Annotated in this window: 20 protein-coding genes and 1 riboswitch; of the genes, 19 read left to right on the top strand and 1 reads right to left on the bottom strand. The window is 48.1% G+C overall.

The features are described from left to right. The first annotated feature begins 167 nt into the window (after positions 1 to 167). From KP806_RS11480 to KP806_RS11450, 7 genes are all read left to right on the top strand, one after another. On the top strand, positions 168 to 665 hold the full coding sequence (locus KP806_RS11480; protein ID WP_224723737.1) for a C40 family peptidase: 498 nt from the start codon (positions 168 to 170) through the stop codon (positions 663 to 665). 282 nt (positions 666 to 947) lie between these two features. Continuing rightward, positions 948 to 2,684: a sensor histidine kinase gene (locus KP806_RS11475; protein WP_224723736.1), complete on the top strand. Its 1,737-nt coding sequence runs from the start codon at positions 948 to 950 to the stop codon at positions 2,682 to 2,684. 32 nt (positions 2,685 to 2,716) lie between these two features. Continuing rightward, entirely contained in the window at positions 2,717 to 4,276 is a 1,560-nt protein-coding gene (locus KP806_RS11470) for a response regulator (protein ID WP_224723735.1), read from the top strand. A gap of 183 nt (positions 4,277 to 4,459) precedes the next feature. Further along, complete coding sequence (locus KP806_RS11465; RefSeq protein ID WP_224723734.1) at positions 4,460 to 5,380, top strand: ABC transporter permease; 921 nt, start codon at positions 4,460 to 4,462, stop codon at positions 5,378 to 5,380. A gap of 15 nt (positions 5,381 to 5,395) precedes the next feature. Beyond that, positions 5,396 to 6,331, top strand: a complete 936-nt coding sequence (locus KP806_RS11460) for a carbohydrate ABC transporter permease (protein ID WP_224723733.1) — start codon at positions 5,396 to 5,398, stop codon at positions 6,329 to 6,331. A gap of 56 nt (positions 6,332 to 6,387) precedes the next feature. Continuing rightward, positions 6,388 to 7,947 (top strand): extracellular solute-binding protein, encoded by a 1,560-nt coding sequence (locus KP806_RS11455; protein WP_224723732.1) that lies wholly within the window; start codon positions 6,388 to 6,390, stop codon positions 7,945 to 7,947. 82 nt (positions 7,948 to 8,029) lie between these two features. Further along, on the top strand, positions 8,030 to 11,056 hold the full coding sequence (locus tag KP806_RS11450) for a glycosyl hydrolase 53 family protein (protein WP_224723731.1): 3,027 nt from the start codon (positions 8,030 to 8,032) through the stop codon (positions 11,054 to 11,056). 188 nt (positions 11,057 to 11,244) lie between these two features. Here the strand turns inward: KP806_RS11450 and KP806_RS11445 are convergent, their stop codons facing one another. After that, the gene (locus KP806_RS11445) at positions 11,245 to 11,520 is read right to left on the bottom strand and encodes a hypothetical protein (RefSeq protein WP_224723730.1); all 276 of its coding nucleotides are present in this window, start codon (positions 11,518 to 11,520) and stop codon (positions 11,245 to 11,247) included. Between the two features lie 707 nt (positions 11,521 to 12,227). Here KP806_RS11445 and KP806_RS11440 point away from each other — a divergent pair. From KP806_RS11440 to KP806_RS11385, 12 genes are all read left to right on the top strand, one after another. Continuing rightward, the gene (locus KP806_RS11440; RefSeq protein WP_318153577.1) at positions 12,228 to 12,509 is read left to right on the top strand and encodes a recombinase family protein; all 282 of its coding nucleotides are present in this window, start codon (positions 12,228 to 12,230) and stop codon (positions 12,507 to 12,509) included. A 166-nt stretch (positions 12,510 to 12,675) separates the two neighbouring features. Next, positions 12,676 to 13,428: a double-CXXCG motif protein gene (locus tag KP806_RS11435; protein ID WP_224723729.1), complete on the top strand. Its 753-nt coding sequence runs from the start codon at positions 12,676 to 12,678 to the stop codon at positions 13,426 to 13,428. 56 nt (positions 13,429 to 13,484) lie between these two features. Next, a complete protein-coding gene (locus tag KP806_RS11430; RefSeq protein WP_224723728.1) occupies positions 13,485 to 14,129 on the top strand; it encodes a DUF3885 domain-containing protein in 645 nt (214 codons plus the stop codon). A 243-nt stretch (positions 14,130 to 14,372) separates the two neighbouring features. Continuing rightward, positions 14,373 to 15,563, top strand: coding sequence for an IS256 family transposase (locus KP806_RS11425; RefSeq protein ID WP_224723727.1), 1,191 nt, complete (start codon positions 14,373 to 14,375; stop codon positions 15,561 to 15,563). 166 nt (positions 15,564 to 15,729) lie between these two features. After that, on the top strand, positions 15,730 to 15,996 hold the full coding sequence (locus tag KP806_RS11420) for a hypothetical protein (RefSeq protein WP_224723726.1): 267 nt from the start codon (positions 15,730 to 15,732) through the stop codon (positions 15,994 to 15,996). Between the two features lie 214 nt (positions 15,997 to 16,210). Further along, positions 16,211 to 16,570 carry a hypothetical protein gene (locus KP806_RS11415; RefSeq protein WP_224723725.1) on the top strand — a complete coding sequence of 120 codons (360 nt, stop codon included), beginning with the start codon at positions 16,211 to 16,213 and terminating at the stop codon, positions 16,568 to 16,570. 135 nt (positions 16,571 to 16,705) lie between these two features. Further along, positions 16,706 to 17,185: a CDI toxin immunity protein gene (locus tag KP806_RS11410; protein WP_224723724.1), complete on the top strand. Its 480-nt coding sequence runs from the start codon at positions 16,706 to 16,708 to the stop codon at positions 17,183 to 17,185. 1,122 nt (positions 17,186 to 18,307) lie between these two features. Continuing rightward, entirely contained in the window at positions 18,308 to 19,180 is an 873-nt protein-coding gene (locus tag KP806_RS11405) for a YwqG family protein (protein WP_224723723.1), read from the top strand. 597 nt (positions 19,181 to 19,777) lie between these two features. Then, the gene (locus KP806_RS11400) at positions 19,778 to 20,053 is read left to right on the top strand and encodes a hypothetical protein (protein WP_224723722.1); all 276 of its coding nucleotides are present in this window, start codon (positions 19,778 to 19,780) and stop codon (positions 20,051 to 20,053) included. A gap of 111 nt (positions 20,054 to 20,164) precedes the next feature. Then, positions 20,165 to 20,944, top strand: coding sequence for a YheC/YheD family protein (locus KP806_RS11395; protein ID WP_224723721.1), 780 nt, complete (start codon positions 20,165 to 20,167; stop codon positions 20,942 to 20,944). Positions 20,945 to 21,439: 495 nt separating this feature from the next. Further along, a riboswitch (guanidine-I (ykkC/yxkD leader) is annotated at positions 21,440 to 21,605 on the top strand. Positions 21,606 to 21,655: 50 nt separating this feature from the next. Next, positions 21,656 to 22,444 (top strand): urea amidolyase associated protein UAAP1, encoded by a 789-nt coding sequence (locus KP806_RS11390; protein ID WP_397376385.1) that lies wholly within the window; start codon positions 21,656 to 21,658, stop codon positions 22,442 to 22,444. Next, a complete protein-coding gene (locus KP806_RS11385; RefSeq protein ID WP_224723720.1) occupies positions 22,437 to 23,087 on the top strand; it encodes an urea amidolyase associated protein UAAP2 in 651 nt (216 codons plus the stop codon). The genes KP806_RS11390 and KP806_RS11385 overlap by 8 nt, the downstream gene beginning before the upstream one ends. Positions 23,088 to 23,096: the final 9 nt, after the last annotated feature.

The following is a 23,096-nucleotide window of genomic DNA, read 5'->3' as shown; positions in this document are numbered from 1 at the left end:
GAAAATTAACGCAAACCTAGCATTAATTTAGATTAAGGGTTTCTCATTTTATTTTAATAAATGGGCGCAAAAGCCCTTTAATGCTAGGTTTTTTCTCTCAGAGGAATAATTTATGAAACGCTAAACCTGCTATATTGTTACTACCACATCACAGGAGGTAACAATAAATGCAGCTTAGAAAAATCATCACGAAAACATTGATCGCAAGCATGTGCTTGACGACAGGCTTCACGGCATTTGAAATGGTACAAGCTCCGCAATCGGCAACGGTGTCGGCTGCGACTAGAGATAGAGTGGTTAGCATTGCGAAAAGCTATATCGGCCGCGTATCTTACGACTGGGGAACTAGAAGTCCTAGCCGCTTGGTATTCGACTGCTCGTCGTTTACGGAATTCGTATTTGCGAAAGTCGGCGTTGACTTGAAATGGGGCACGAAATACCAGTCCAAACAAGGGCGCTACGTAAGCAAAAGCAATCTTTATCAAGGCGACCTGATCTTCTTCGATACGATCGGCAGCAACAACCGCGTCATTAACCATGTCGGCATTTACATCGGCAGAGGCAAGTTTATTCACAACACGCCTTCCGTGGACGGAGTTACGATCAGCTCGCTTACGAGCGGATACTGGAAGGGCAGATACGTTACTGCTCGCAGAGTTCTGTAATAAATTAGAATAATCGCAGCCTTTCCTCATAAAAAAGCGGTCCAAGAGCATGTCAACATGCTTGCGGACCGCTTTTTTTGCAAATATAAGAAAGTATAAATTTAACTTTATACTGGACTTATATTTCATCGCGAAACGAGCTTTTGCCGCCAAAGGACGGCGACAGCCGTTTACGCTTGATTTGCATGACCGGGCGGGCTATTTATTTCTTTTTCGAGATCGTATATGATTTACTCCATTACGTTCCCTATGCATCACGACCGAAACGATCCGGAGGAAGCCATGCCAACGCCAAAACGGAATATACGCTACATGCCCTTCACGTACAAAATGATGATCCCGTATTTGATTCTCGTGCTGCTGACGGATGTTTTTATCGGGTACATTTCGTATACGATGCTTATTCAATCCAGAACGGAATTGGCCGAAACGAATATCCGCACGGCGATGGAGCAGACGCGCAACAATTTGAAATACCAGCTGGACGAAATCCAGCGCATGTCGGACACGTTTTTCGGCAGTCAGGCGTTTCAGCGCGCGCTTCAGACGAAGGGAGACCTTCTGGAGCAGTATTTGACGATGCTTGACGAGATCGTTCCCCCCATGCAGGCGCCGCTGCAGCTGTACGGCAACGATATCCGCCTCATCGTCTATGCGGCCAACGGGGATTTAACTTTTATCCAGGGCGATAATATGACGGAAGAAATAAAAGACAGCGATTATTACTTGCTTCCTTTCCCTGAAATTTCGGATAAGGAATGGTACAAGGAGCTTCAGCGCACCGGCAAGGATAATCTGTGGATGCAGGTAGAGACGGACCAGTCCCTTGAGAACATATCCCATATCCGCAAGCTTGTGACCTTTAGCGATTACAAAACGGTTATCGGTTATATCCGGATCGCGACTAGACTGAACGATTTGCTCGGCGATTTCAGTACGTTTCCAGTGGAGGAAGGAGTCGTCCTGCGGCTGCTGGACGAGACGTCCGGCACGAACCTGTACCAGCGCGGCGGGGCGGATGGCCATGTGTCTGAACAATCCTTTCTCGTCTTGCGGGAGAGCGTTCCGGAGACGGGCTTTGTCATCGAAACGCTTGTCCCTTACTCCTATCTGGCCAAGGATGCCGGACGGCTCCGGTCCGCCATTATAACGGTATGCGCGATCAGCTTTCTTGTTATGGCGGTTATCGGCTTTTTTGTGGCAAGGCTGTCGGGGCGAAAGATGAAGCGGATCGTCACCTTTCTCCGCTCCTTTCAGGAGGATAATTTCCAGAAGAGGCTGCGTTTCAGCGGCAACGACGAGTTTGTCCAGATCGCTGACGCCTATAATATAATGGCTTCGAACATTCAGGAGCTGATCCGAAGCGTCTACGTACAGGGCATCCAGAAAAAGCAGGCGGAGCTCGAAGCGCTGCAAGCCCAGATCAATCCGCATTTTTTGTACAATACGCTGTCTACGATAAGCAGTCTGGCCAACCTCGGCGAAACGCGCAAGGTGACGGGCATGGTCAGCGGCCTTGCGAAATTTTACCGGCTGTCCTTGAACCAGGGCAATGTGTACATTCCGCTTGCCAAGGAGCTGGAGCAAATTGAAACGTATCTGGAAATCCAGAGAATCAAGTACGCGGATGCTTTCACCGTCTATTTCGATATTGAGCCCGAAATAAAGGATTACCGGGTCATCAAATTGATTTTACAGCCGTTCGTCGAAAATATTTTCAAGCACGCCTGGTTCGGGGAGCAGATTGCGATCCGGATTGCAGGCCGGCAGGCAGGTGCCTGTATCGAGCTGAAGGTGATCGACAACGGGATCGGCATGAGGCCGGAAACGGTGGATAAGCTGCTCGTCGGACCGGTCCAATCGGACAGCTACGGCCTGAAAAACGTAGACGACAGGATCAAGCTGCGCTACGGCGACGAATACGGCATTCAAATCGGAAGCGTGTACGGCGGCGGGACGACGGTGCTGATCCGGCTTCCGGCGGACGCCGGAGGCTTGGCCGATTCCGATGAGGCATAAACGGGTATGAACGGAGAAGGAGCATGACATTCATGAACATATTATTGGTGGACGACGAAGCGGTCGATTTGGAATGGCTCAGGCGCAGGGTCGCAGGCAGCGGATTGGATCTGCACATCGTCGGAACGGCAAACAGCGGCTTCAGCGCGCTCAAAATCGTGCAGTCGGAGCAGGTCGACATCATTTTGTCCGATATTCGCATGCCAATCATGAGCGGCATGGAATTTGCGCGCAAGGCGAAGGAGCTGAACCCGCAGGTCCAGATCGTGTTTATCAGCGGCCACGAGGATTTCTCCTATGCGAAGGAGGCGCTGCAGCTGAGTGCATCCGGCTATTTGCTCAAGCCGGTCGATGACGGAGAGCTGTACGGCATGCTGGCGTCTTTGTGCGAGAAGGTAGAGAAGGAGCGCGCGCAGCACCGCAGCTTGGCGGAGGCGCTGTCGCTTGTTAACCAGGAGCTGCTGCTTCGCTGGTTGGACGACCCTCGGCAAGGGCAGGCGCTGGAGCAGCATGTCGGTGAATTTCTTGCTCCGTTTCTGCAGCGGGGTACGGCCGCAGCCATCATCGAAACCGACGATTTGGACTGGAAAATTCCGGAGTCGGACAGACGCTCCTGCCTTGCGGCAATAGGCGAATGCATGGAAGATTTCGCAGGCAAGAAGCAGCTTGGCACGCTGATCGGCAGCCGCGACTCCAGATTCGTCCTGCTCTCCTCCGTACAGGAGGAGCGCTACGCCGCTTTGCTGGAGGAGCTGATCGGCACAGTTCGCGGCGCTTTTCCGCTTACGATTACGATCGGAACGGGCATGTATGCCAAAGACATGGAGGGGCTGCACGAATCGTACCGCCAGGCTCAGGCCGCTTTAAGCGCGAAATGGCTGCTCGGCAAAAACCGGCTGATCAAGGACGGCTCCAAATCCTCTCCGAAAAGCCCGCTGCCGCCCAATCTGGAACAAACCGTCGACCGGATGCTGGCTGCCATTCTCGAATACGATCTGGTGACGATCGACGATTGTCTGCTGCTGCTCTTCGACCGGCAGGTTACGTTAAAGCAGAAGTCGGATATTTACGACCTTATTATTCGGATTACGTCGAAGCTGCATGCGGATTTGCTGCAGCAGAACGAAAATTTGTACGAGCTGCTCAGGTGGGAGTCGCATCAGCCCGCCGTCCTGTTCCAATTCGAGACGATGGACGATATCCTTTCCTGGATGAGAAGAAGGTTCTTCGAATTGTCGGAGCTGCTGTATGTGAAGAAGCAGAAGCAGAAACGCAAGCTGGTCGAGGAAATTATCAAATATATCGACGAAGGGCTGGAGCACCGGATCACGCTGAAGGAGGTGGCGGCGCATTTCGATTTTACGCCCAATTATCTCGGTACGCTGTTCAAGGAGGAAACCGGTACGCTGTTCAGCGATTTTCTGAACGAGAGGCGGATGAACCGGGTGTGCCAGCTGCTTGCCGACCCGACGTTGAAGGTATACGAGATCGCCGAGCGCGTCGGCTACAAAAACATTATCTATTTCAACCGCCAGTTCAAACAATCGACGGGCATGACGCCCGGGGAATACCGCAAGAAACATAAAATCTAAAACGCAAGCCCGCGTCCGGACGGATCGCGGGTTTCTTTTTTTGCCGTCCGGACCGGATATAAACTTCTTTTTTTCAAATCGTAGATTATGTATTACTTTTAGTTGTTTGGCTTCCTTATTTCAGCTCCCGGGTCTTTTATATAATAAAAACACAAACAAGAGAGAAACGGGAGGAGAGTACGGATGAACCGACAAGGATTTTGGGGCGAGGTGCGGAAAAACAAAGTGCTGCTGATGATGCTGGCGCCGGCGGTTCTGTTTTTTTTATTGTTTGCCTATGTGCCCATGGCCGGGATCGTGCTTGCTTTTAAACAATTCAACTACGACGGCGGCATATTCGGAAGCCCATGGAACGGGCTGGACAATTTCCGGTTTTTCTTCGATTCCGGCAATGCCTGGATGGTGACGAGAAATACGGCTTTGTACAACATAGCTTTCATAATCGTCAATAATGTGCTGCAAATCGCAGCGGCGATCCTGTTGTTCGAAGCGGTCGGCAAATGGTTCCGCAAGCTGACTCAAACGGTTATGTTTCTGCCGTATTTCATTTCCTGGGTCGTCGTCGGCGCCATCGCTTACAATCTGTTCAACTATGACGTCGGCACGCTGAATTCGATTTTGACGGCGATCGGGCTTGAACGGATTGACGTGTACAACACGCCTTCTTACTGGCCGTTCATTCTCGTTCTGGTATCGGCCTGGAAGGCGCTCGGCTACGGCTCGGTCATGTATTTGGCGGCGATTACCGGCATCGACACGGAAATGTACGAGGCCGCCGAAATCGACGGAGCAAACGTATTCCAGCGGATCTTCCATATTACGATTCCGAATCTGTATCCGACGATCATCATCCTGGTGCTGCTGGCGGTCGGCAACATTTTCAGAGGCGATTTCGGGATGTTCTACAACATGGTCGGCAATAACGGGCTGCTGTTCTCCTCTACCGACGTGATCGATACGTTCGTATTCCGGTCGCTGACGACGTCGAACGAAATCGGGCTATCGGCTGCGGCAGGCTTCTATCAGTCCATTCTCGGCTTTGCGACGATTCTGCTGGCCAACTATGCGGTACGCAAATACGACAAAGACCATGCTTTGTTCTAAAACGGAGGGATGACCATGAGTGCTACGATAACCAACGAAACGACGGCTCTGACCAGGAAAGGCGCCGGCAAAAAACAAGTGGACCGCCTGCTGCTGACGGTTCTCGGCTATGTGTTCATATCGCTGCTGGCGGTTCTATGCATCATTCCGTTTCTGCTGATCATTTCTTCCTCCCTGACGGAGGAAGCCAAAATCGTCGAAAACGGCTTCCAGCTGTTTCCGACCGCATTCTCGGTGGATGCTTACACGCTGCTGTTCAAATATCCCGCACAAATGGTGAAGGCGTACGGAGTAACGGTTGCCGTAACGGCGGTCGGAACGCTCGCCGGACTGTTTCTGACGGCAATGACGGCTTACGTGCTGCAGCGCAAGGATTTTAAATGGCGCAACAAATTTTCGTTTTTCTTCTTCTTTACGACGCTGTTCAGCGGGGGGCTTGTTCCTTGGTACCTGATGATCGTCAATTACCTTGATTTGAAGGACAGGCTGATCGTGCTTATTCTGCCGATGCTGCTGAACGTGTTTTATATTATCGTCATGAAGTCGTTTATGAGCGGCATTCCCGAAGCGATTACCGAATCGGCGAAAATCGACGGAGCGGGGGACTTCCGGATTTTTATCCAGCTAATGCTGCCTTTGTCCAAGCCTGCCCTGGCCACGATCGGCCTGTTCATCGCCTTGGCGTACTGGAACGATTGGTACAACGCGCTGCTGTTTGTCAGCAACGAGAATCTGATGCCGCTTCAATATTATTTGTATAAAATGCTGGGCAACATGGACGGCATGCGCCGAGCGATGGTCAGCTCGGGAGCAGTCGTAACGATGAACATCCCGACCGAGAGCCTGAAGATGGCCATGACAATCGTGGCTACCGGCCCGATCCTGCTCGCTTATCCGTTCATTCAGCGGTACTTTGTGCAGGGCTTGACGATTGGCGCAGTGAAAGGATGACCTCAGGGAAACCTGGTTATCATAAAAAAATACCTTACAGGGGGAAATTACCGGTCATGCAGAACAAAAAATCATTTATGCTATTATTCGTCTTCGTGTTCGTATTGGCAGCGGTTTTAAGCGCATGCGGAAGCAATCATAATGCCGGCGGCAATACCGGGGCGAGCAATACGCCTTCGGAAGGCTCGGCGGAGCAGACAAGCGGGGGTACGGGCGAGGCGCTTGTCATCAAGATGCTCCTGGTCGGCGGCAAACCGATCGAATACGACACGGTGTTCGGCGAGCTGAACAAAAAGCTGAAGGAAAAAGTGAATGCAACGGTGGAAGCCGAGTTTCTCGACTGGTCCGACTGGACGCAGAAATATCCGCTCAAGTTCGCGGCCAGCGAGGATTTCGACATCGCCTATACGGCAAACTGGGCGTTTTATAACGACCAGGCTTTGAAAGGCGGCTTCCTGGAGCTGACCGACGAGATGCTTAAAAAGAACATGCCGCTGACTTGGGAAGCGATGCCTGCCGTCGCTTGGGAGCAGTCGAAGGTAAACGGCAAGCAGTACATGGTTCCGAACAATAATCCGGAAGTCATTGACAAAGCGGTGCTGATCCGCGAGGATCTCCGCAAAAAATACAATCTTGATCCGGTCAACAGCCCTGAAACGTTTGCGAATTACGTGAAGACGGTTGCCGCTAACGAGAAAGGCATCAACGCTTACAACGCTAAAGCGGCCGACGGCTGGAAATGGCACGAGCTGGACCAAATTTTGCTGGAGCAGCAAAACGAGTGGAATCTGGTCGACTACAGCATGCCGCTTGCTTACAAGCTTGACGATGCAAGCGGAAAAGTATTCAACGTATACGATACGCCGGAATTCGCAGAGCTTTTGAACTACTACAAGGATCTGGCGGACAACAACGCTTGGTCGAAAAACGTTGTAAGCAACAAAAATGACGTTTGGCAGGATATGAAAGCAGGCAAAACGGCTTCTTACTCGCATAATCTGGGTACGCTCGCCATGAACCTGGCCGAGCTGCGCAGAGAGCAGCCGGAGGTAGAGCTGGCAATTGCGGATCTTACGCCTGACAAGAAGAAAATCGCGGCGATATCGACGCAAAACGGCTTTGCCGTCCATGCGACGTCCAAAAAGGCGGAGCGGTCGCTGATGGTGCTCGACCTGCTGCAAAACGATAAAGAAATTCATGACCTGTTCATGTACGGCATTGCCGGCACGCACTATGAGGCGGTAGGAGAAGATAAATTCAACGCGACGGCAGGCACGCCTAACTACACCGGCTTCTCCAACTGGGGCGCGAATTCCCCGCTGAACCGCAAGGACGCTTCTTATCCTGCGGAAGCAGATGCGATCGCCACAGAATGGGAGCAAAAGGTATACAACTTCGAACTGGAAACGTTCGTGTTCAACGACGCCAATGTGAAGAACGAAGTAGCGAACGTAGGCAACGTAATGCTTCGTTACGCGATTCCGCTCGAGTACGGTCTGATCAAGGATATCGACAAAGGCCGTGCCGATCTGATCAAGCAGCTGAAGGCAGCCGGCATCGACAAGCTGCAAACCGAGCTTCAATCGCAAATCGATGCGTTTCTGGCCAGCAAGTAAGAGCAGAAGAAGGAGGTGACGCAGGTCCCCTCCTTTTCTATTCCATTTCTTTCTATTACATATCCGCTGAGGAGGAAAAAAAGTGAAAAAGGCATGGAGTCGAAGAGGAATTCATCTTTTATTGTCTTTTGTGTTAGCGCTTACAACGATGGTTGCAGCCGTCCCTTCGCATAAAGTGGAAGCGGGGGCGGCGGAAAATGCGAATTTGGGGCAAGCGGAGGAGCCGGCCGGGCCGGAGGAGTTTATTAAAGGCGCCGATCTTTCCACGCTGCAGGCCATCGAGGATAAGGGGCTCAAGTATTATCAGGACGGTGCAGAGACGGATCTGCTTACGATTATGAAGGATCACGGCGTCAACTATGTGCGCTTGCGCGTCTGGAACGATCCGGTGCAGGCGGGCGGCTATAACGATAAAGCCAAGCTGCTGGAAATGGCTGAACGGGTGAAGGCGGCGGGGCTGAAGCTGCTCGTCGATTTCCATTACTCCGATTTTTGGGCCGATCCCGGCCAGCAGATCAAGCCGCAGGAGTGGAGCCAATTGCCGTTCGCCGAGCTGAAGCAAGCCGTTTGCGATTACACTGCGGAAGTGCTGACAGAGCTGGCGGCTTCCGGCGCATATCCGGATATGGTTCAAGTGGGCAATGAAATCAACAACGGCATGCTGCATCCGGACGGCTCGACTGCGAATTTCGCCAATTTGACGCAGCTGCTGAAGGAGGGCGTCCGTGCGGTGCGCGAGACGACGCCGGACGGGCATGAAACGAAGATCATGATTCATTTGGCCGAAGGCGGCGACAATGACAAGTTCGTGGGCTTTTTCGATCAGGTGGAGGCGGCCCAGGTCGATTATGACGTCATCGGCATGTCGTATTACCCTTACTGGCATGGCACGTTCCAGCAATTAAAGACCAATATGGACGATATGGCGGCGCGGTACGGCAAGCAGATCGTCGTAGCGGAAACGGCCTATCCTCATACGCTGGAAGACGGGGACGGCCTTGGCAATATTGCCGGAGAGGATCAGGTCCGCATCGCGGGTTTTGAGGCTTCGCCTGACAACCAGCGGCTGGTGACGGAGCTGGTCATGAATACGGTCGCACATGTGCGGGACGGTAAAGGGCTTGGCGTGTTTTACTGGGAGCCGGCCTGGCTGCCGGAAGTAGGCTGGAAGGTAGGGGAAGGCAACGGCTGGGAAAATCAGGCGATGTTCGATTTTGACGGAAATGCGCTCAGCTCGCTTGACGCGTTCAAGTTTACTCCAGGCAGCATGCCGGAGAAGCTTCCGGTCACGGTGTACGCATCTCCGGCAATCATCGTCGCGAAAGGCTCGGAGCCTTTGCTGCCCGCGACCGCCTCTGTGCTGTACAACGAGGGCTCGATTTCTCAGGCAGCCGTGGTATGGGATGAAATAGCCGAAGGCAAGCTGAGCAAGCCGGGTGTATTTACGCTCGAAGGCACGGTGGCCGGCATGGCGCAAAAGGCATCGGTCGACATTAAGGTGCTGGCGAATCCGAATATGGCGAAAAATGCGGGTTTTGAGGAAGGAAGCCTTGATCATTGGACGTTGAGCGGCACGGCAGGCTCAGGCAAAATCGAGAACAATGCAGGCAACGCGCATTCCGGAGCTTATGCCTTCAATTATTGGAACGGTTCGGCATATGCGTACCGGTTAGCGCAAACCGTTACCGGCCTTGCGGACGGCACCTACACGCTTAAAGCGTGGTCGTCCGGCGGCGGAGGCGAGACGAAGCTGAAGCTGTTCGCGGAGACGGCAGGGGCGGCTGTCAAAAGCGTCGACGTCGTCAACACCGGCTACAATGTATGGAAGCAGTATACGGTGGACGGCATTGTCGTGAAGGACGGCCAAGCGACGGTTGGCTTTGATGTCGAAGCGCCTGCGCAGGTATGGGGTTATTTCGACGATATCGAGCTTGTCATGGACCCGCAGGAGGATCCGGCGCCGGACACGGGGAATACGGGTACCGCTCCGGCGCCGGCTCCGAGTCCGGGCCTGGTAACCGTGACGGAGGAACAAATCGTGGAGGATACGGACGGTACGGCGACGGTCAAGCTCCCGGAGGACGTTACGGAGGTCGTGCTGCCGTCCGGCGTCTACGACAGGCTGAACCGGCAGCCGGTAACCTTCGAAGCCGGCGGGTTATCCGTCACCGTTCCGGTGGATCTGTTCCGGGAGCTGCAAAGCTTGGTACCTGCTGCGTCCGGCGGCTCCATCACGCTGAAGCTGAAGAAGGTCGCAACGGCGGATGTCGAGGAGCTTCTAGCGCAAAACGGCAAGCAAACGGAGCAGACGGAAATCAAAGCCGTCGGGCAAGCCTATGACTTCAAGCTGTCGATCCGTAACGGCGCAGGTGAGGAGGCGTCGCTGTCCCAATTCGTGAAGCCGGTCACAATCCGGTTGAAGGGGGACCCCGGCTTGAATGCCCGTCATACCGGCATCTATTATCTCTCCGAAGACGGAGCTTTGGAGTATGCGGGAGGAGAATGGAGCGAAGGCGAGTGGACCGCGCAGGTTGAGCATTTCAGCATGTATTCGGTGCTTGAAGTAACGAAGCGGTTCGGCGATGTGCCCGAGAGTTATTGGGCGCATGAGGCGGTCGGCGAGCTGGCGGCCAAGCAAATGCTTCTCGGCGTTACCGATTCCATGTTCGAGCCCGGCCGGGAGATGAGCCGTGCGGAATTCGCCGCATTGCTGGCAAGAGCTTTGAAGCTCAAAGAGCGGAAGGAGCATGCCTTCGCAGATGTCGCGCCGGAAGCCTGGTATGGCGGTGAGGTGTCGGCCGCTTACGCGGCAGGGATTATTCAGGGGCGCAGCGAGACGGTTTTTGCACCGGAGGCGCTTATTACACGCCAGGAAATGGCCGTTATGCTGGTGCGGGCTTACGCTTACCTGACTGGCGGCGATGCGGCAACCGGTAAGGAGCTTGCCTACGCCGATGCGGATGAAGCCGCCGAATGGGCGGTGCCGTCGATCCGGTCCGCGACGGAACTTGGCCTGCTGAACGGCCGCGGTCTCAGCCGATTCAAGCCGTGCTCGTACATGACCCGTGCCGAAGCGGCGCAGGCGGTATCCCGTTTGATCGGTTTGTAACGACGGAAGGATTCGACTTTATCCTAAGCAGGCAGCTTCGTTTAAGCGCAGCTGTTTGCTTTTTTCAAAGATTGGTATTGAACGAATTTCATTGCGAAAAGGATCAGATTCTATCTATGATGACTTATCAGATGTTTGGAAATGAAACAGGAAGGCAGCTGGGATCCAGCCGCCCTCCTATTTAATAATTAGATTTCCTTTTCGTAAGAAGAGGCTTTTCTGAGCAGTGAACTTTTCATAACGGATTCTTTTGTCTTTTGTTTTTGAATGTACTCGTTTTGATAATAAAATTCCTCATCTTGCAATAATTCGAACAAAGTTTGGCTGGCAGCTTGAGTCGCCAGTGTTTCATCCTGGAGTAAGTAATAAGCGACTTGATAACTGAAGACCTCGTACTGCTTTAATACGGCTGCTCGTTGTCGTAGTAAATCTTGCTTCTTAGGCGTAACCATCCCCAATACCATCGTATACCTTCCTTAACCCAATTACCTAATCGTTTTCCATGCATAAGTCATTTATGTAAACTTATTCTATCATTAGGATCTAATTTCCTCTATGTTCTTATATTCAACAAAAATATGTGCAGCCTTAGATCGATAATTGTAGAAAACCCCTCATTTTGTGAAAAGTCAGCCCCTCTAAACCGTGGATCGGACAGCAATTCGAAGCTAATCTAAGAAAACACAAAAACGGCCCTGTCGCAAATGAGGCGGATAGCGGCCGTTGCTATGCAGATCAGTAAGACTGATTTAGGAATGAAATTAACAAAATGACCATTCTGTAAATGGGTGAAAACGCATGTGGGTAGCTGAAAGCGGCTGCCAGCGATGCGTTTTTCGTTTTTTTCGGTCCCATAAAAAACTTGCACTTAACATTTTGATTTTATTGTATCATTTAGTTAAACATTTCGGGTCGGAGGAGGATTACCCCTGAGACCATCTTAAGGTGTGAATACCGTTCAGCCAATCACCAATCCGTGACCTGGAGAAGATCCGTCAAATAATTGGAATTACAGACGCATGATTGATGAGGCGATGCAAAACTTTTCTTTGTAAAGATGAGTTTAAAAATAAGACCGATACAGATGTCATTAAATACGTCTAAGATTATCCGCGGGGAATTGTACCATAAGCTAAAGTGCATAAACTTCATTATGACATCCTGAACTTTTATGACAAACCCAACACCAAATCATCAAATGGTGTTGGGTTTGATTGTATTCTGTATGGCTGGACTGGCAGAAATGGAGGCGGAGACAATTCGAGAAAGAACCCAGGCCGGCTTACAAGCCGCTCGGGCTCGAGGTAGAAAAGGAGGAAGACCGCCATTGGATAAGGACAAAGTGGAAATGGCGCTGCTTCTGTATGACAGTCGGAAATATACCATAAAAGAAATAACCGAACAGACCGGAGTGTCTAAAGCAAAGCTATATCAAGTTCTCAATGTCAGGTAATGTTAAGTATTACCTGTATGTCAGCACATACTCTGTGACTCATCAAGGAGCCGGCGAGGGGATCTCTTCGGGTACGTCATTAAGCTAAATGGAAGCAGGAAAGTTTAATAACTTCACGAATACCTTTAAGCATGGTGCGAAAAATCATTACAATGGAGATATAAAGATGGAAACCATTAATTTTTGGAGACTCAATCATCCTCAATATCAAAGTCAAAGACAGGAAGAATATATTAACGGTTACGGTGAACATCCATATGGCTTACCAGGCATCGATTGTAAAGGATGTGGTGAGATCTGGAGTAATGTAAGAATTCTTCCGATTTCATGTCCTGAAGAGTATAGGAAGAATAAACATATAACCAATGTTTCACCAACACCAGATCTAGTGCATCGTAATTTACAATCGGGAATTGCGATCGCCATAGGACAAAAAGAATTTAAGTTCCTTCCTGGTGATAAATTTCAACCAATTTACTTAGATATAAAAACTAAACCAAAGGCTGATTTTTTGTGGAGCACTTTAGGAAGTGTTCTTGTCTCAGAACGTATTAAGAATGAATTTGAGCATCTCCAACTAACTGGCATTCAATTTGCTCCTGTTACAATGAGAAAAGTCGGTGACAAATTAATAAAATACCCCTTTGAAATAAAACATGAAAATGAATTTTATTATGAAATGATCATCACAAGTTACTCGAAGTCTCCGTCAGGCGCGGAAATAATAACCACATGCGAGTATTGTGGTCGAGAAGCATTCGATCGTAACAAGAGGCGCATTGAAATGAAACAAGATATGTGGAACGGACAAGACGTATTCTTTTTGAATACAACGATCTGGATCATTGTAACTGACAGAGTAAAAAAAGTTCTCCAAGAGCTTGAGGCAACAAACATTGTTTTTGAGTCATTGAGCTAACAGATATACGTTAGACATTGAATGCCCGAGATATTATAAAGAACGGTGATGCCTTAATGATATTTGAACGGTTTATGAACGAAAAATTTCCATACCTCGTATTGAAACCACCATTATTCTATAACTGGGATATCGGAATTAGATTTGAACTGGGCGATCCACGTTTCTACGACTTAGATACAAATCATTATATGGAGCGAGTGTACTTTAGAGCTATTGAATTATTTAAAGCTCTTCATGACAACAATGATGAGATTGTTATTGTTACTAATGGCCATTTCGCTGATAAACAAAGAAACCAAGTGAAAAAGCTGTATCTATACAAAAGGTATATTAAGAGTAAACGTTTATTAAGAAATCTAAGGCTTGATGTAATACCGTATGTTTTTGCTGATGAAGACGAAAATCCTGACGAATTAACAAAGACTTATCGATATATGATCACTTGCAAAGTATATGAGCTGGATTATCGCAACTTATTAAAAGCTATCTGTAACCAGGATGTAGGAATAAAGCCTAAGACACATCATGATGTATTTTTTTTGAATATCAACAATGGAACGATATATCATGTCCATGATGATCGCGGATGCGATATAATTTCTCATTCTAATCAAGCAATTAAAGAGATTTATTTAAAATATAAAGACTGGATTTTAGATTATGATAGGGAAACAATTGATAAAACATTTGAAGAGTAATTCTATGACCTCGGCAACACGTGTACACCTTTCTCATTACGGGCACGTTAGTTTAGAGCCATCCAGGAGCAGTTTGCCACCGCGGCAGCTGCTCCTGCTGTCGTTAAGCTAAAGAGGGGGATATTTTAACCAGTTGAGTCCATATAATTGTGTAAAATGATGAACTTCATAAAAAGTAAGCCATGAAGTAAATACTCATCTAGAAGAAGTTGTCCAGACCATTCCAGAGGAGAGTATTTAATCATGGCTCAATATCAGGTTACACTAGATCACCAATTATTAAACCAACTTTTTATCGGAGAAAATCGAGATGCTGGTGTTGCTGCTTTGCTCGAGACGGTTTTGAATCAAGTGTTGAAGGCACAAGCGACGGAGCAATTAGCAGCTACGGAATACGAGCGTACACCCGAAAGGCTAGGACAACGAAATGGTAGCTACTCTCGCGGATTGACAACGCGTGTGGGCAGTATTAACTTGCAAATTCCAAGGTTCAGGGACGGGAAGTTCTCAACTGAGCTCTTTAAGCGTTACCAGCGTAGTGAGCAAGCGCTCGTACTTACGTTGATGGAACTTGTGATCAATGGCGTTTCTACCCGCAAAGTGGCTCGTGTCACCGAAGAACTGTGCGGCAGGGAATTTTCAAAGTCTACCGTTAGCGATTTGTGCAAGCAGCTTGATCCAATCGTTCAAGGATGGAATAACCGCTCCCTGGACGAGGTAGCTTACCCGTTTGTGACGGTAGATGCCATGTATGTGAAAGTGCGCGAAGATGGCCGAATTCGTTCCAGAGGTGTCTTCATTGGTTATGGCGTGAACACCGATGGCAATCGAGAAATCCTCGGACTTGCAGTAGGTGATACCGAATCAGAAGCAAGCTGGGGCACGTTCTTTAGCCAATTAAAAGAGCGCGGCCTGCGTGGCGTCGATTGTATAACCAGTGACACACATGGTGGTTTGGTCAAGGCGATTCGCCAGCACTTTCAAGGTGTTACGTGGCAACGATGCCAGACACATTTCATGAAAAATATACTGGATGCTGCACCAAAGTCACTACAAGGTAGCATAAAAGGCATGGTTCGCACGATCTTTGAAGCGCCGAACATAGACATCGCCAGGAAGTGTTTAAAGGACACATTAGACGCTTTTCAAGGCAAGGCGCCAAAGGCCATGAATACGCTCGAGAATGGCTTTGACGATGCAACAGCTATTCTTGTTTACCCTGAGGAGTACCGCGTACGATTACGTACTTCCAATGGGATTGAACGTGTTAACGGCGAGATTCGTCGACGCGAACGTGTCATTCGAATTTTCCCAAACCGTGAAGCCGTAGTGCGCATGATCGGCTCCGTACTCATGGAGATGGAAGCACAATGGGAATCAAACCGTAAATTCAAGGACATGTCTGCTTACCATGAATGGTGCAAAAACCGTTAATATCCATTCGTACGACGTAGATGGGATTTTACACATAATTATGGACTTGACCTTTTAACCAATTTTTATAATGTATTAAGATGTTTGAGAAGTTCGCTGAAATAGACGTTATCTGAAATTTGAAGTAAGATCATAATAAAGTTCAAAACAAGGGAAGATCTAATTCATGAGATACATAACACTTTCAATAATTTTTACCATTACTCTTTTAGTGGCATTTGCTTTCTTCTTCGGACCATTTGGTAGTTTTGTTTTACTAGTTGTTGCTGCAGGAATTATTGGTCATTTGTTCTCAATAACAAAAAAATTAGATTCTAGGGTTTATGAATTAGAAAAACTACAAGGAATCATTAAGGATGATGACTATAATTTAAGTAATGGAAAAATCGAAAAAGAGTTAGAACAGTATATTGAAAAAGACGAAAATAAATAAACGTTATGGTTTTTCAAAGATGACTTCAACTTCAGATAACACCATTTTTAACGCATCGATCCATTCGGTAAGGTCCTCTGCCTAACGGGAACTATAATTTAACACTCACCAAGACGAGGCTGTCTGCATATATAGTGCAACCGACATTCGTCGGAAGTATTGAATACAAGAACGGTATATGAAATACCTCAAACCAATTTAAGGCGGAACAACAGTGGAAAATCAAATAGTCTCTCTGAAATTAACATCAGACTGGGTAGTCAAATGGAATCACTTTTACGAGATCAATACTAATGAATTCATTGATGAATCATTCCCATGTCAGATGGATCTGATAGAGGATATTGTTTACTTTATAAATCAATCAAGAAACAGAATGCTTGATTTAGGGTGGTATCCTGAAGGAAACCCAAAAGGAAAATATAGATTGGTTCTCATTGAAATGGATGAAGAAGAAGATAAGCAAATAGAAAACTGGAATAATCCTTTAATTACATTTACATCAAGAGATAACATCGAAATCAAGAATAAAGTTAATGAAATATTGAACAAGGTAAGTGAAGGACTTCTATAAGAGAGAAAGATTTCATTGTAATTCAAGAAACCATCATCGAATGAACGGCACCTTGCGTTCAACTAACTGAGACGTTAACTGGATACTCCAATTGGTACTGGATGGCCATAAGGTTATTAAGGATTAGGTGAGAATATGGAAGATAGACGAAATAGAAGATGGAAATTAGAACAAGTCCTTGAGAAACAGAAGTTAAGACAAGAAAAAGTGTATGGCCAGTTGTTTGAGGAATGTATTGTGGCCTTAGGTGATGGTACTAGAATATTGTCAAATGAAATGAGCGAAAATGTATATGACTTGCTCCAAAATTTATATCCTTTTACATCCTGGTCGAGTATCGATTGGGAAAAGGTTAGGTTTAAAAGGGTTGTAGATGATGTTGCTGAAATGGAACATTTTCTAAATAAACAATATGGACAAGTAAATGCAGAAGACGTATTTGTTATCTGGAGTTATGGAGACTTCCCTGTAGTACAGACGCGGCTTCACAAAATCGTTGACTCTTTAGAAGATGTATTGGCGGTTAGTTCTGATACTTATGTTCTGTTCCCTTCAAAGTTCGTAGTTGAATTTCATCATGAAGGAAAAATCACTATTGGTCAGATAGCTGAATAAAGAAAGACTATCGCGGCAGCTACCCAAAAGGATGAGCTGCCTTTTCCACGTTAACGAGGCAGGATAATCCAGTAAATCTGCCGAACTATTGATCGAAAGATACCTTCCATAAGGTTAAAGGTGATTTCTTTGAAAACGTTTCGGAAAAGAGAAAAACAGATTATAATTAATGGTTATCGATTTCACATCGTTATTAATGAAATACCAAGTAATGAATTTGTCAATTTTAAGGTGTATTCATCTAATACCTCATATTTTGAAGTATTGTTTACATGGAAAGGCAGTTGGCACTTCAACCTTCATAGACCAAAGAATTGCGAACGTTTAATTAAATATGCAATTGCAAATGGGTGGGAATATAGTCTAGAAAAGAAAACTTTGAAAATCGGACAAGGTGATTTTCTAATTGAACAATTAGAATTGGATGTTTGATTTTTCGGATTAAGCTAAAGGGTAACTATACTTCAAATGGAGGCAAAATGATATGGATAAGAAAATGAATGATTATGATTGAGTTTGACATCTCCAGACCAAAACAGAAGGAACTTTACGATTGGCTCGAGAGAGTATCCAAAAAAGAATTTAACGAGGAAACAATTAGATATTGGTACGAAATGATGAATCTACATAAAAGAGGCCATAGCGATAGGATTCTTGAAGCCGAACACTGAACTGACGAAGACGATAGTTGAACGCTACATGAATTTTCGGTAACAAAAAATACGAGATTGATTGGCGGGAAAAATCTTTGACGAATCTCCAGAATCTAACCGATAAATATATTGAAGGAGCTAAAAAATATGGAACTGCAATAAACAGCGGAAACTCTCGAGTTGCGAACAAACAACATTCCATCGTTGAAGAAATTTGGCAATTTATGCAAAAATAAATTTGTCAGAATGGAACAAGAAGTAAAGGCTTCCTTGCTATAAAGCCAAGGCTAAACGAACGGATACGTTACTTAAAAAGGGATTGGTGGCTTTGCGCAGTCAGACGATCTCTTATTTATTGAATATTTGGCAGATTACGTTAGCAACTTATCTCAGAAATAAAGGAATTGAGATGTCTAACGAAAATTAGATTTTGGGTCCGGTACAGGCATAACCCAATTTGGAGGTAGTTATGAATAAGAACCAAATTCTAGATCTTCTAGTAACGTCCGGTCTTGAAGTATATAAAGACCGGTTCGATTCCTTGATCATTTCGTCGTATCAGATTCAATTGGAACCAGTTGAAGACTCCTACTTCCCCTTGGGTGTGAGCAAGATCGGCGGTCAACCAGACCTGGCTGCTGACGTTGAGTGGCCAAAATGGAAAGGGTACAATATGTCGTTCATAGCTCAAATAAATCTGGCCGATTTGCCCGATCCTACGCCACTTTCGCCGAGAGGTCTACTTTCTTTCTTTTACGCGGTAGAACCGATGTACGAAGATGAGGACTTCTATGATGATCCAAACACTTGCCATGTCATCTTTACGCCGGTCGAGGGGCTTTCAGGACTTACCCGCAAACCTCTGCCCGAACTCACAGAAGACGCCATCTTCAAGCCAAACGGGGTCACATTCTCGCCCGTACTTTCAGTACCTGCTCCAGAATCGGCCTATTTGGAGAGTATGGGGCTTGGATGGAACGGGAATCGTGAACATTTCGATAAATACTGGGAAGTCTTTATTGAGAAGTACAGAGAAATCACCGAAGCTAGTGATATGGTTCACCGATTGTTCGGCCATCCAGATCAAATACAAGGTGATATGCAAGTAGCTTGCGAGGTTATGACAACTGAACTCACATATGAAATGCTCAAGGATCCTGGAGTCAATGAACGCGCTATAAAGTCCGCGTTGAAATGGAGGCTGCTTCTTCAAATCGATTCAGAAGAAGAGAAAACCGGCATCATGTTCGGGGACGTCGGTCGCGTTTATTTTTGGATTCGAGAGGAAGACCTCGCGGAACAACGCTTCGATCGGGTTGTATGCGAGATGCAGTGCTACTAGTCATTACCCTCATTCGGAAGTGAAAGCTAGCTATCAATTTGTTCCGCTATAGGGATAACGTTAGTCAAACTCCGCTCATTGTACTTTTATTACGAAAACCGGATTTCCTGTAGAGTAAAGGGTCCGGTTTTTTCATGTGATGAATTTTTTTCCCCTCTAAGATAAGTTTTATAAAGCATGCTTTTTGAGACGAAGAAATAAAGTATGTTTTTACGTGTCAAAATTCCATAAAATGATTTTAGATACGTTCCATCATTTACATAGGTTTTTTGAGACATATTCTACGGATGCCAGGCTCTAGGCAGCACATCACCGAGCGGCTTAATCGTTTCTTACAATTTCTATAGACTTTAAAGAAAAATCCGACACCGTACGAACTAAATAAAGAAACGTAAAGTAAAGTAAAGTAAAAGTAGCCCCGCTTGCATCCTGAACGATAATTTCTTTATTAAGTTTCATTCGTTACTATAAGCCATACATGCATTTTTAATGGTACTACAGAAATATGGTACTGTTGCGGATGTAAGTTCATGGTGTATAGTTAGCTCATTCACAGTCGACTTATGGTCTTGCCGACAATAGGAAGGTGAATGCAGGGTGGAGCTGACAATCGATAAGAAGCAGGAGCTGCGCCGGAAGGCCGGTATCCTAAAGCAATATGAGATATACGGCTACCAGGTCGCTTATTTTTTGCTTGAAAACGAAGCTTTGGCCGAGCAAGCGGCTATGAATGCATTAACGGAAATGTTACATAACGCCCCTTTTTTTCTGCAATCCCCGCAGCAGCAGCAGCAATCCGCGAAGCAAGCCGTCATCAGGCACTCCCTGCTCGTTAAGGGAGCCGCTTCGAAATCAGATCCGATACCCCGATAATCTATTGAATCCCATCAGGCCCAATAGCCCAATTGGTATTTTTGAAGCTTCTAAACGTTCGTCCATAAGCTTGGCCCTCTATTCTCATAACATAGAATAGAGGTGAATGCAGTGTATAAGAGACGATATGCCAGTCAGAGAATAAGAGGAAAGCTGCTCGTGAACCGGTATTTATCGGCGAGCAGGAAGCTGAAGCCTCTTATTCCGCGCACGGCCTGGTTCAGCCTGAGCAATTTGGAAAGCATGATGAACCGTTTTGACGCCGTTTATTTGAAGCCGGATGTCGGCTCGCTTGGCAAGGGCATATTCAGGCTGAGCCGGTCGGAATCAGGATTCGAGCTGTACGAGATAAAAGATAACTTGCAGCTGTACGCAGCCTTCGGCACTCTAGCCGAGGCGTACGAGCATGTGGACCTCGCCCGAACATCCCGCCTCATTATTCAGGAAGCTGTAGCTTTGGATCGTTTGGACGGCCGTCCCTACGATATCCGGGTTATGGTGCAGCGCAGGCGGCGCGGTCCGTGGGTATGTACCGGCTTTATGGTGAAGGTGGGGGCTGAGGGGAAGATCGTCACGAATTACCATCAAGGCGGAGAGCTTATTACAATGGACCGGCTTGGAGATTTGCTGGCGTTATCGGCCGAGCAAACCGACGGACGCATCCGGCAGCTGAAACGGACGGCGCTGCGAATATCCCGTACATTGAGTGCGAGACGTTCCGGCATGCATGAAATGGGCATAGACTTTGCATATGATGACAAGCAGAGATTATGGGTGCTTGAGGTGAACTCCAACCATCCGCAGTTTCATCCGCTCAAGGAGCTTGACCCGCATGCATACGATCGGATGATGCGCTTCGCCGCAAGCTACGGCAGGCGCAGCGCGGAATAATGATGGGTATGGCTAAACCGCCTGCGGGCGGTTTTTTTTGTTGTGCGGCACGTCGGAAGGCAGGAGCTGGCAGCCGCTGCTGGCAGCTGGCATGCGCTTTGTGCAGCAAAATGAAGTATTGCCGGTGTGCAAACCACTGTGCCGAAATAAATGGATTTACTGTGTATAAATTCGGCTAATTTCCGCACATTCTCGAAATAACGGGATCCGGCACATTTATTTTTCTGAGTATAGCCCGATTCGGACAGAAGTGCCGGTTTTACATGCATCAATTCCATCTATTTCATCTCAACTTTCCTCTAACAGGATAATAAGGGCATTAAATACAGTAATGATTCCCCAGCTTGCTGGGCTCAGATTAACTGCCTAATCCGACAAATGTGTAATAATACCTTACATAAGTGTTGACAGGATGCGAAACCAGCCCTTATACTTCGTTTTAACGTTAGAAAACATTACAACTGAATAAAGGTTCTCATGATTGCCATTGAGAACGAAATCGCTGTCTAGGGTTCCGCTCCTTGCAGCTGACGGGAGGCCGGCAACGGCCGCCGAAGTCGGCTTCAAGCAGGCCAGGTCCGAGAGACGGCATATAGAGGGCGAAAGGCGGATTGCGCATCCGCGCCTCTATATAACACGGAAGGATAAAAGCCTGGGAGATTAATCTCCCGGGCTTTATTTTTTTATAACGAAGTTGAGGGGGATATGAACATGAGCATGAGCATGAGTATGAGTATGAGCTTGGACAGCATTTGGAGCACGACGATCGGACCGGGCGGCAAATGGTCGGGGACGGTCGGCCGCGGGAAATTGCTTCGGTTTACGGCTCTGGAAGCGGGGGCGAACGTTTCCTTGCTGCTCTACAACGCTAAGGATTTGACGGAAAGGTACAACATGCCGGATACGGTAAAAGCGCAGCATACGTCGCATCTGACGAAGGGCCATGTGCTCATGAGCGACAACGGGCGGGTGCTGGCAAGCATTGTGGAGGATGAGCTCGGCTGGCACGACACGTTCTGCGGGTACACGCTGCGGGCCGGGACGGATGCCAAATACGGCAAAACAAGCTACCAGGAGCTGAGAAACGATTGGCTGCGCAGCGGCCAGGAAAATTTTGCGGTGGAGCTCGTGAGAAACGGGCTTGGCGTTCGGGATCTTGTTCCCAACGTGAATCTGTTCTCGAAGGTGTACTGCGACGGTCAGGGGGCGATGCACTACGCTGAAGGCCACTGCCCGGCGGGAGCAAGCGTCACGCTCAGAACGGATATGGATGTGCTGCTGCTGTTGTCCAACACGCCGAATCCGCTCGATCCCGGCACGACCTATCCGTCCGTTCCGGTGAAGCTTGAGGTGCTCGAAGCCGGGCCGGTAAGCGGAGACGACTACTGCCTGAACTACCGGCCGGAGAACAGGCGCGCTTTTGAGAACAACGGCGAATATTACGCGCTGCTCGGCCTGCAGCATCAATTTACCGGATCGGGAGGAATGGAAAATGGCTGATTTTAACCGGGTGGAAAGCCCTCGCAAAATCGAGGATGCCGTTCTCGACGAAATCATTTTTGCAGGGGACGGCTGGATGCATGAGCTAAAGCCGGGGCAGGCGCTGAGGATCGTGGATCTGGAGGGGAATCAGGCGGCGGATACGCTGTTCTACGATGCGGATCATCCCGAGGACCATTACAGCGCGGTCGCGACGATCGCGGCCCAGGGCAATATTTATTTGACGGCGGGCTCGAAGCTGCTGTCGGAATCCGGCAAGGAGCTGCTGACCATCGTAGCCGATACATGCGGACGCCATGACACGGTCGGCGGCTCCTGCTCGGCGCAGAGCAACACGGTCCGTTATTCGCACGACAAGCTGCATATGCACAACTGCCGCGACACGTTCATGCTTCAGCTGGCTAAGTGCGGTGAAAGCTACACCAAACGCGATTTGGCGCCGAACGTTAACTTTTTTATGAATGTGCCGGTAACGGAGGAAGGCGGGCTACAGTTCGCCGACGGCGTATCGCATCCGGGAGCGTATGTGGAGCTGCAATCGATCGCCCGAACGACGGTGCTGATCAGCAATTGCCCGCAGCTTAACAATCCGTGCAACGCCTACAATCCGACGCCAGTGCGCGTGCTGATCTGGGAGCAATAGGGGAGCGAA

Origin of the sequence: Paenibacillus vietnamensis (assembly GCF_020169515.1) — a bacterium.
Taxonomy (GTDB): Bacteria; Bacillota; Bacilli; order Paenibacillales; family Paenibacillaceae; genus Pristimantibacillus; species Pristimantibacillus vietnamensis.
The sequence above is the reverse complement of the archived record's forward strand: the minus strand, read 5'-3'. Positions and strand labels throughout refer to the sequence as shown.

Coding starts and splice junctions, on each gene's coding strand:
- KP806_RS11460 (WP_224723733.1), top strand. CDS start 5,396: ATGAGTGCTACGATAACCAACGAAACGACGGCTCTGACCAGGAAAGGC.
- KP806_RS11455 (WP_224723732.1), top strand. CDS start 6,388: ATGCAGAACAAAAAATCATTTATGCTATTATTCGTCTTCGTGTTCGTA.
- KP806_RS11480 (WP_224723737.1), top strand. CDS start 168: ATGCAGCTTAGAAAAATCATCACGAAAACATTGATCGCAAGCATGTGC.
- KP806_RS11440 (WP_318153577.1), top strand. CDS start 12,228: ATGACAAACCCAACACCAAATCATCAAATGGTGTTGGGTTTGATTGTA.
- KP806_RS11425 (WP_224723727.1), top strand. CDS start 14,373: ATGGCTCAATATCAGGTTACACTAGATCACCAATTATTAAACCAACTT.
- KP806_RS11410 (WP_224723724.1), top strand. CDS start 16,706: ATGGAAGATAGACGAAATAGAAGATGGAAATTAGAACAAGTCCTTGAG.
- KP806_RS11420 (WP_224723726.1), top strand. CDS start 15,730: ATGAGATACATAACACTTTCAATAATTTTTACCATTACTCTTTTAGTG.
- KP806_RS11435 (WP_224723729.1), top strand. CDS start 12,676: ATGGAAACCATTAATTTTTGGAGACTCAATCATCCTCAATATCAAAGT.
- KP806_RS11405 (WP_224723723.1), top strand. CDS start 18,308: ATGAATAAGAACCAAATTCTAGATCTTCTAGTAACGTCCGGTCTTGAA.
- KP806_RS11445 (WP_224723730.1), bottom strand. CDS start 11,520: ATGGTATTGGGGATGGTTACGCCTAAGAAGCAAGATTTACTACGACAA.
- KP806_RS11390 (WP_397376385.1), top strand. CDS start 21,656: ATGAGCATGAGCATGAGTATGAGTATGAGCTTGGACAGCATTTGGAGC.
- KP806_RS11475 (WP_224723736.1), top strand. CDS start 948: ATGCCAACGCCAAAACGGAATATACGCTACATGCCCTTCACGTACAAA.
- KP806_RS11430 (WP_224723728.1), top strand. CDS start 13,485: ATGATATTTGAACGGTTTATGAACGAAAAATTTCCATACCTCGTATTG.
- KP806_RS11465 (WP_224723734.1), top strand. CDS start 4,460: ATGAACCGACAAGGATTTTGGGGCGAGGTGCGGAAAAACAAAGTGCTG.
- KP806_RS11470 (WP_224723735.1), top strand. CDS start 2,717: ATGAACATATTATTGGTGGACGACGAAGCGGTCGATTTGGAATGGCTC.
- KP806_RS11385 (WP_224723720.1), top strand. CDS start 22,437: ATGGCTGATTTTAACCGGGTGGAAAGCCCTCGCAAAATCGAGGATGCC.